Annotated in this window: 3 protein-coding genes; all 3 read left to right on the forward strand. The window is 78.1% G+C overall.

Going from position 1 to position 9,591, the window contains the following annotated elements:
- Nucleotides 1-19: 19 nt before the first annotated feature.
- The 3 genes from AB0G08_RS01825 to AB0G08_RS01835 are packed head-to-tail and all read left to right on the forward strand — an operon-like array spanning nucleotide 20 to nucleotide 9,475.
- Complete coding sequence (locus tag AB0G08_RS01825) at nucleotides 20-5,497, forward strand: amino acid adenylation domain-containing protein (protein WP_358081673.1); 5,478 nt, start codon at nucleotides 20-22, stop codon at nucleotides 5,495-5,497.
- 1 nt (nucleotide 5,498) lies between these two features.
- A complete protein-coding gene (locus AB0G08_RS01830) occupies nucleotides 5,499-8,807 on the forward strand; it encodes an amino acid adenylation domain-containing protein (protein WP_358081675.1) in 3,309 nt (1,102 codons plus the stop codon).
- A complete protein-coding gene (locus AB0G08_RS01835; RefSeq protein ID WP_358081678.1) occupies nucleotides 8,804-9,475 on the forward strand; it encodes a hypothetical protein in 672 nt (223 codons plus the stop codon). Before AB0G08_RS01830 ends, AB0G08_RS01835 begins: the two co-directional genes overlap by 4 nt.
- The last annotated feature ends 116 nt before the right edge of the window (nucleotides 9,476-9,591 follow it).

Consider the following 9,591-nt stretch of genomic DNA (forward strand, 5'->3'; position numbering starts at 1 on the left):
CCGCACCGGACGAGGGCGCATGAACGACAGCTTCCAGCGGTATCCGGCCCTCGCCGTGCAACGCGGGATGGTGCTGCAGACCCTCCGGCAGCCCGCCGGCGGGGTGGACGTCCAGCAGGTCACGATGAGGTGGGACGCCCCGCCGGACCGGGACGCCTTCACCGCCGCCTGGCAGGCCGCGACCCGGCGGCACGCGGTGCTGCGCACGGCCTTCGAGGTCGACGGCGACCACGGCGTGGTGCAGGTCGTCCGGCCCACCGTGGCGCCGGACCTGCGGTGGCGGGAGACGGCGCTCGACGACTTCCTCCCCACCGACCGGCACGAGCCCTTCGACGTCGCCCGGGCGCCCCTGCTCCGGGTCACCACGCTGGGCGACCAGCACGTCGTGCTCACCTTCCACCACGCGATCCTCGACGGCCGCTCCACCCGGATGCTGCTCGACGAGGTCCTCGCCGACTACGCCGCGCGGCGCGCCGGCCGGCTGCCGGACCCGCCCCGCCGCCCGCCGTTCGCGGACTTCGTGCGCTGGTGGGGCGGCCGCGACCCGAGCGCCGACGACACCTTCTGGAAGGGATACCTCGCCGGCGCCCCGACGCCCCGGGCGCTCCCGGGCCGCCTCGACGCGGACCCCGGCGCGCGCGGCGTGCCGGCCTCGCACGAGGTCGCCCTGACCCGAGCGGACTCCGACCGGCTCCGCGCCACCGCCGCCGCAGTCGGCGTCGGGGTCGGCGCCGTGGTCCACGCGGCCTGGGCGCTGCTGCGCGGGGGCTACGGCGGGGTCGACGACGTCACCTTCGCGGTCACCAGGTCGTGCCGGTACGACAGCGTCCCGGACGCCGACCGGATCGTCGGGCTGCTGCTCAACACGGTGCCGCTGCGGGTCCGGCTGGATCCGGGGTGGACGGTGCGGCGACTCCTCGCCGACGTGGCCGACCGGATCCGGGGAATCCGCGAGCACCAGCTCACGCCGTTGCACACCATCCTCGACCGGGCGGGCCTCACCTCCGACACGCCGCTGCTGGACAGCCTGCTGGTGTTCGAACGGCAGCGGCTGGCCACCGCCCTGGCCGAGAGTGGGCCGGAGGCGGCCCGGCGCTCGGCGCGGGTGCACCGCATGCCCGGCTACCCGCTGACGGTGCACGCCTTCGACGAACCGGAACTGCGCCTGGGCGTGGTGTGGGACGACACCAGGCTGCTGGACGCGTCGGCGCGGCGGATCCTCGCGCAGTTGCACCACACCGTGCGCGAACTGGCCCAGCGGCCGGACGCCCGCCTGACCGACCTGGATCTCGGCGCCGCCGGGGAGGCGCCGCTGCGTGCCGCCTGGAACGCCACCCGGCGGCCCTACCCCCGCGACGCCTCCGTCCCCGAGGTCTTCGCGGCCCGCGTGGCCCACGACCCGGCTGCCACCGCGCTGGTGGTCGGCGACCGCGCGACCGGGTACGCGGAGCTGGACCGGACGGCCGACCGGCTGGCCTGGACGCTGCGCCGGCACGGCGTGACCGGGGAGGCCCCCGTCGCCGTGCTGCTCCCCCGGGGCGAACCCCTGATCCGGGCCCTGCTGGGCGTGCTCAAGGCCGGCGGGGCCTACCTGCCCGTGGACGCGGCCGCCCCACCGGCCCGGATCGCGGGCCTCCTCGCCGCCAGCGGCGCCCGCCTGCTGCTGACCACCGGCGAGGCCGCCGCCGGCCTGCCCGACCTGGGGCCGGTCCGGGTGCTGGACGTCGACGCGCCGGCCGGGGAACCGGCGCCGCCCGGCCCGCCGCCGGGGCGGATCCACCCGTCGCAGCTCGCCTGCGTCCTGCACACCTCCGGCTCGACCGGCACACCCAAGCGGGTCGGGATCACCCACCGGGGCGTGGTGCGGCTGGTGACCGACCCGGACTTCGCCACCCTCGGCCCCGGCGAGCGGGTGCTCCAGTTCGCCCCGACCGCGTTCGACGCGTCCACCTGGGAGATCTGGGGCGCGCTGCTGACCGGCGCCACGGCGGTGGTCGCGCCGCCGGACCCGGTGGACCTCACCCGACTGACCGCGCTGATCCGCGCCGGCGGGGTCACGGTCGCCTTCCTCACCGCCGGGCTCTTCCGGCAGCTCGCCGAGGAGGACGTCACGGCGCTGGCAGGCGTCCGGCAGCTGCTCACCGGCGGGGACGTGGCCGACCCGGGCGCGGTCCGCGCCGTGCTCGCCGCGCGCGGCGGGCTGCCGCTGGTCAACGCGTACGGGCCGACCGAGAACACGACGCTGACCAGTTGCCACCTGATGAGCGGCCCCGGCCCGGTGGGCGACCGGGTGCCGATCGGCCGCCCCGTGCCGCAGACCACCGTCCACGTGCTCGACGACTGCGGTCGGCCGGTGCCGGTCGGGGTCGCGGGCGAGCTGCACACCGGCGGCGACGGGCTGGCCCGCGGCTACCTCGGTGACCCGGCGGCGACCGCCGGGGCGTTCGTGCCCGATCCGGAGGTGCCCGGCGGGCGCCTCTACCGGACCGGTGACGTCGTCCGCTGGCGCGCGGACGGGGTGCTGGAGTTCCTCGGCCGCCGCGACGACCAGGTGAAGATCCGGGGGTTCCGGGTCGAGCCGGGCGAGGTGGAGGCGGTGCTCAGGGCGCACCCGCAGGTCGCCGCGGCGGCGGTGTGCGTCCGGGGCGACGGGCCGGAGCGACACCTTCTCGGCTACGTCACGCCGGCCGGCGCGGCGGTCCCGACGCCGGCGAGCCTGCGTGACCACGTCGCCGCCCGGCTGCCGGCCCACCTGGTGCCGGCCGCGTTCGCCGTCCTCGACCGGCTGCCGCTGACCGCGTACGGGAAGATCGACCGGGCGGCGCTGCCGGCGCCCGACCCCGCCGAGCGGGATCCGGACGTCGCCGGGCCCGCCTCGCCGACCGAACACCGGCTGGCCGGGCTCTGGGCCCGGCTGCTGCCCGGCGGGCGCCCGCCCGAGAGCATCGGGCGGGAGAGCAGCTTCTTCTCCCTCGGCGGCAACTCGCTGACGGTCACCCGGCTGATGTTCCGGATCCGCGAGGCGTTTGGCGTGGAGCTGGGCGTGGGCCCGTTCTACCAGGCGCCGACCCTGGCCGCGACGGCGGCGGCGATCGACGCGGCGACCGGATCGGCGCCGGGCGGGCGGGCGGCGACCGGGCCGGCCCTGCGCCGCCGCGACCGGGCCGCGCACCGGACCGGGCAGGACCGGCCCGCGCACCTGGCCCGGCTGACCGACGGATGGGCCCTGTGGCGGACCGTCTGCCTGCGGGGCGCGGGACTCCCGGTCGACCTGCTGGCCCCGCTCGGCGACGCGGAACTCGCCGCCGCCGCGGACGGCGTGGTGGCGGCCCGGGCCGCCAGGGACCCGGCCGGCATCGCCCACGCCGAGGCGGCGTACGCGGCGGCGTACCCGGCGGCGGTCGGCCGGCTCGCGGGCGCGCTGCACGCGGTGGCGTCCCACCCCCGGTTCCGCGAGGCGGTGGCCTGGCAGAACCCGCACGCGCTGCGCACCGGCGTCGACGCGCTGCTGCGCCGGGGCCCCGGCGCCCCGACCCGCAACACCAAGCACCGCCAGCACGAGGCGCTGGTCACCAGCTACCTCCAGCGCTACTGCGCGAAGAACGACACGATCGGGTTCTTCGGGCCGGTCGGCTGGGCGCGCATCGAGCCGGGCGCCGGCGTGCGGGTCGACCCGGCGGACCCACCGGCGCTGCTCGCCGGGCGGACGGTCTACCTGGAGGGGTGGGCGGTCGCCGCGGTGCTGGCCCCGTACGCGGTCCGGTTGCGCCCGTGGCTCGTGCCCCGCCTCATGCCCTTCCTGGAGCTGGCCGGGACGACGCTGCGGGTGCCGCTCGCCCCGCCGGTGGCGCTGACCGACGCCGAGGCGGCGGTGCTGCGCGCCTGCGACGAGGTCCGCGACGCGAACGAGGTCGCCAGCGCCGTGCTGGCCGACCCGGGGTCGGGACTGCGCTCGACGCGGGAGGTGCACGAGGTGCTGGAGACGTTGGCCGCGGCCCACCGGATCGCCTGGCAGCCGGAGGTAGCGCCGCACGACACCCGGCCGGAGCGGAGCATGCGGGCCCGGCTGGACCGGGTCACCGACGAGGCCGTACGCGGGCCCGCGCTCGCCGCCCTGGACGAGCTCTGCGCCGCCCGGGACGCGCTCGCCTCGGCGGCCGGCGACCCAGAGCGGCTGACCGGCGCGATGGCCGGCCTGGAGGCCACGTTCACCCGGCTGGCCGGGGTGCCCGCCACCCGGCGCGCCGGCACGATGTACGCCGGGCGGACCCCCGTCTACGAGGAGTGCCTGCGGGCCGGCACGGTCGGCATCGGCGAGGCCGGCCTGGACGGGATCCGCGACGCGCTGGGCCTGGTGCTGGAGAGCGCCCGCTGGTTCACCGCCGCCGGTGCGGCGCTCTACCAGCGCCTCTGCGCGGACATCCACCGACGCCGCGCCGCCGAGCTGGGCACCGACGTCGTCCCGCTGGCCGACTTCTGGCTGCTGGCCGGCGAGGCGCTGTTCCACCCGCCGCAACGGCTGACCGCGCTGCTGACCGCCGCGCTGCACCGGCGCTGGGCCGACGTGCTGGCGCTGCCGGCGGGCCGGCGGCGGATCCGGCTCACGGCGGCGGAGCTGGCCCCGGCGGTGGCCGCCGCCTTCCCGCCGGGACGGCCCGGTTGGCCGACCGCGCGGCAGCACAGCCCGGACCTGATGCGGGCCAGCGACGAGTGGGTCCTCGGTGAGCTGCATCCGGGCGTCAACACCCTGCGGTACGCCACCTGGGTGGCCTACCACCCGGAGGCGGACGCGCTGCGCGCCGCGCTGGCCCGGGACGTGGGCGCCGGGGCGGTCTATCCCGCCGAGACCGGCCAGGAGGGCGGCGTGCCGACCAGGCAGAGCAACGCGTTGACCGGGCCCGACGACATCCGGTTGGTGTTCGCGCACGACTCGTTCGGGCACGACCCCCGCCGGAGCCTGCGCGTCGGCGAGTGCGACCTGGTCGCCACGGCGGGCGGGCTGCGGGTACGGTCGCGCGACGGGCGGTTCGACGTCGACCTGATGCACGTCCTCGGCGACGTGGTCGGCGCCGGGCTGTCCCAGCTCTTCCGCGTCCTGCCCCCGGCGGCGCACCAGCCGAGGGTCACCATCGACTCCCTCGTGGTCAGCCGCGAGGCGTGGACGCTCACCGCCGCCGACCTGGCCTTCGCCGACACCCGCGACGAGGCGCTGCGGTTCCGGCAGGCGCGGGCCTGGGCCGCCGCCCACGGCCTGCCGCGCCACGTGTTCCTGCGCTGCGCGGGCGAGCGGAAGCCGGTCCACGCCGACCTGACCAGTCTCGCCTCGGTCGACCTGGTGTCCCGGTCGGTCCGCCGGGCCCGTCGGCACGCCGGCGACGACGCCACCGTGAGCGTGGTGGAGATGCTGCCGGCGCCGGACCAGCTCTGGCTCACCGGGCCCGACGGCCGGTACACCGCCGAACTGCGGGTCGTCGCGGTCGACGGGCGGGGGCGCTGAGATGGCCGTCTTCGAGTTCCCGACGTCGGCCGCGCAACGGCGGATGTGGCTGCTCGACCAGCTGGACCCGGGCCAGCCGACCTACCACGTCGGATGGGCGGTGTGGCTGGACGGCCCGCTGGACGTGGCCGCGCTCGACGGGGCCTGGGCCGCGGCGGTCGCGCGGCACGAGATCCTGCGCACCACCTTCCGGGCCAACGGCGGGCGACCGATCCAGGTGATCGACGACGACGCCCCCGCGACCGCCCTCGAGGTCGTGCCCCTGGACCGGCTGCCCGAGGCGGACCGGGAGGCGGCGGCGCGCGCCGCGCTGCGGGAGCACGCCCGCACCCCGCTGCCGCTCGACCGTGGCCCGCTGACCCGGGCCACGTTGCTGCGGCTCGCCCCGCAGCGGCACGTCCTGGCGCTGGTGGCGCACCACGCGATCGTCGACGGCTGGTCGTTCCGGCTGCTCTTCGACGAGATCTCCGCCGACTACGAGGCGCTACGCGCCGGCCGGCCGCCCGTCTCGGTCGAGCCGCCCCTGCAGTACGCGGACTTCGCCCTCTGGGAGCGGGAACACACCGACGCGGGCGGCCACGCCGAGGCGGAGGACTTCTGGCCGGCCGAGCTGGCCGGCGCTCCGCCGGAGGTGCCGCTCCCGGTCGACCACCCGTACCCCGAGCGGCTGTCGCCGGCCGCCGCCGAAGTGGCGGTGCCGGTCGACGGGGAGCTGGCCGGGGCGCTGCGCCGCCTGGCCGGGGAGCGGGGCAGCACCCTCTTCGCCGTGCTGCTGACCGCGTACGCGGCCCTGCTGTCCCGGTTGAGCGGCGCGGACGAGGTGCTCATCGGCGTGCCCGTGGCCGGACGCACCCGGATCGAGACCGAGCCGATGCTCGGCCTCTTCGCCAACACCGTCGCGATCCGGGCGGCGCTGCACGGCGACCCGACGCTCGCCGAGCTGCTCGACCGGCTGCACACCGCCACCGCACGCGCCCAGGCCCACCAGGACCTGCCGTTCGCCCGGGTGGTCGAGCTGTGCCGGCCGCAGCGGCACCCGTCCCGGGCGCCGCTGGTGCAGGTGATGTGCACGGTCGAGGAGGCCCTGCCACCGCTGGAGCGGGGGGCGCTGCGCTGGCGGCCGGAGCTGGTGCCCACCGGCACCGGCAAGTTCGAGCTGGAGCTGGCCGCCGTCGCCGGCCCGGACGAGCTGACGGTGCGCCTGCGGTACCTCACCGGCCTCTTCGCCCCGGCCAGCGCGGGCCGGTTCGCCGACGCCCTGGCGGCGATCCTGGCCGCGCTGGCGTCCGCCCCGCGGACCCGCGTCTGCGACGTGGACCTCCTCTCCCCGGCGACGGCGGACCTCGTCACCCGGGTGTGGCCGGCGGCCCGGTCCGGGTCGGTCCCGCCGCCGGGGAGCACCGCGGCGGCGCTCGTGACCGGGATCGACGCCGGCGACCGGGTGGTGATCGCCGGCGACGACGCGACCCTGACCGGCACCGCGCTGCGCGGGCTCGCCGGCCGGATCGCCACCGGGCTGCACGGGCTCGGCGTACGGGCACAGGAGACCGTGGGCATCGTCCTGCCGCGGGGAGCCCGACCGCTCCCGGCGCTGCTGGGCGTCTGGTGGGTCGGGGCGGCGTACCTGCCGCTCGATCCGACCCATCCGCCGGGGCGGCTGCGCGGGATGCTCGCCGACGCCGGGGTGCGGGTGGTCGTCACCGACAGCGGCGCCGTCCCCGCGCCGCTGCTGGCCGAGCTGGCGGCGTCGGTGACCCTTCTCGACCTGGCCGGGCCGGAGCCGACCGGGGCGGAGGCCGAGCCGGCGGTGCCGCCGCCGTGCGCGGTGCCGGCGACGGCGGCGGCGTACGTGCTGTTCACCTCGGGGTCCACGGGCCGGCCGAAGGCGGTCACCGTCACCCAGGGCGCGGTGGCGCACCTGCTGCACGCGTTCCGCGAGATGGTCCCGCTGGGGCCGGCCGACCGGGTGCTCTCGGTGAGCCCGTTCGCGTTCGACATCGCCCTGCTGGACCTGCTTCTGCCGCTGCTGTGCGGGGCGTCGGTCGTGGTCGCGGGCGACGACGACGTGATCGACGGCAACCGGCTGCGACGGCTGCTCACCACGGCCGGGGCCACGATGCTCCAGGCGACGCCGACGACCTGGCGGATGCTGGTCGCGGCCGGCGGGGTGCCGGCGGGGGTGCGGTTGCGCCTCAGCGGCGGGGAGGCGCTGCCCCGGGGCCTCGCCGACGCCCTGGCGGAGCCGGGCGCCCGCCTGTGGAACCTCTACGGCCCGACCGAGACGACCGTCTACTCCACCGGGGCCGAGGTCGAGCCGGGGTCGGCGCCGCCGGACCTGGGCCCCGCCCTCGCCGGCAGCCGGGTCTACGTGCTGGACCGGTGGCTGCGGCCGGTGCCGCCGGGCGTCGTCGGCGAGGTCTGCATCGGCGGCGCGGGGGTCGGCCGGGGCTACGCCGGCGCGCCCGGCTGGACCGCCGACCGGTTCGTGCCCGACCCGTTCACCCCCGGCGGACGGCTCTACCGCAGCGGCGACCTGGGCCGGTGGCTGCCGAGCGGCCGGATCGAGCCGCTGGGGCGGGCCGACCGGCAGGTGAAGGTGCGGGGGTTCCGGGTCGAGACGGCGGAGGTCGAGGCGGTGCTGCGCGGCCACCCGCAGGTCCGCGACGCCGTCGTGACGACCGTGTCCGACGTGGAGCACGACGGCGTGCGGCTGGTCGGGTACGTGGTCACCGACCCGCCCGCGACCGACCCGCCGGCGGGGCTGGCCGAGCACGCGCGCCGGTTCCTGCCCGCGCACATGGTGCCGGCGGTCTTCGTGGCGCTGCCCGAGGTGCCCCGGACCTCCCGCGGCAAGCTGGACCTGCGCGCCCTCCCCCCGCCCGGCAGGGGCTCCGGCTCCGGCGAGGCGCCGGTCGCCCCGCGTACCCCGCTGGAGCGGGAGCTGGCGGGGCTGGTGGCCGACCTGCTGGGCCTGCCCGGCCCGGTCGGGGTCGCCGACAACTTCTTCGTGCTGGGCGGGCACTCCGTGAAGGCCACCCAGCTGATGGCCCGGGTCTGGACGGCGTACGGGGTCGACCTGCCGGTCCGCACGCTCTTCGACGACCCGACCGTGGCCGGGCTGGCCGCAGCGGTCGCCGCCGCCGGGGCGGGAGGGCGCGCGGGGTTCGACGCGAGCCCCGCCGGCGCCGCGCCGCCGGGGGCCGGCGCTCCGGCTCGGCCCGACGGCGCGGGATATCTCGACACGTTGACCGACGCCGACGTCGACGACCTCCTCGCCGGGATGGACCGGCCGTCGAGGTGGGACGGGTGAGCGCTCCGCCGCGGCCACCGGCCTGGCTGGCGGCGGCGCTCGCCGCGCTCGCCGAGGGCCACGACCCGGCCACGCTGGCGGCCTGGCGGCGGCGGGTGGACGGGGAGCTGGACCGGCTCGCCGGCCGGGTGCCGTTCCGGGTGGTGTACGACTGGCACGCGCGCGTGCTCGCCTCGACGCCCGGCGGTGACGCCGGCCGGACGGTGGGCGACCTGCTCCGCCGGGCGCTGGCCGGTGACCCGGCCGGGGCGGACGAGTGGCGCGGCGCGCTCCGGCCCGCCCTGCGCGAGCTGTACCGGGCCGCCTACCCGTACGCCGACGCCCGGGCGGTCGCGTACGCCAACGCCCACGCCTACGCGACCGCCAACGGCTACGGCCCCGACGAGGCGGTCGGGTTCGCCGCGCACTACGCCGACCTCAGCACCGGGGCCAACGCGGAGGCGTTCGCCGACGCCAACGCCATCGCCAACGCCGACGCGCTGGCGGGCGCCCTGGCGCTGGCCGACGCGCCGGCGTACGCCGGGACGCACCCGGCCGCCCTGGTGCGCGCGTACGCCCTGGCGGTGGCGCACCGGGCCGGCGCGGCGGGCGCGCCCCGCGTGCGCCGGGCGGCGTACGGACGGCTCGCCGACGCGCTGGCCGAAAGTCTGAGTCGGGTGTCGGACTGAGGTCCCCGGACCCGTCCGTCGGTCCCTGGTCTCGGCCTGTCGAGTCGTCTACTGTGGATCCACTTCGGCCGATGTCGGGTGGCGGGACTGGCCAGCGGGGAATCGAGGGGGCACAC

This window comes from Micromonospora sp. NPDC023644, assembly GCF_040640115.1.
Lineage (GTDB): Bacteria > Actinomycetota > Actinomycetes > Mycobacteriales > Micromonosporaceae > Micromonospora.

Coding starts and splice junctions, on each gene's coding strand:
- AB0G08_RS01830 (WP_358081675.1), top strand. CDS start 5,499: ATGGCCGTCTTCGAGTTCCCGACGTCGGCCGCGCAACGGCGGATGTGG.
- AB0G08_RS01825 (WP_358081673.1), top strand. CDS start 20: ATGAACGACAGCTTCCAGCGGTATCCGGCCCTCGCCGTGCAACGCGGG.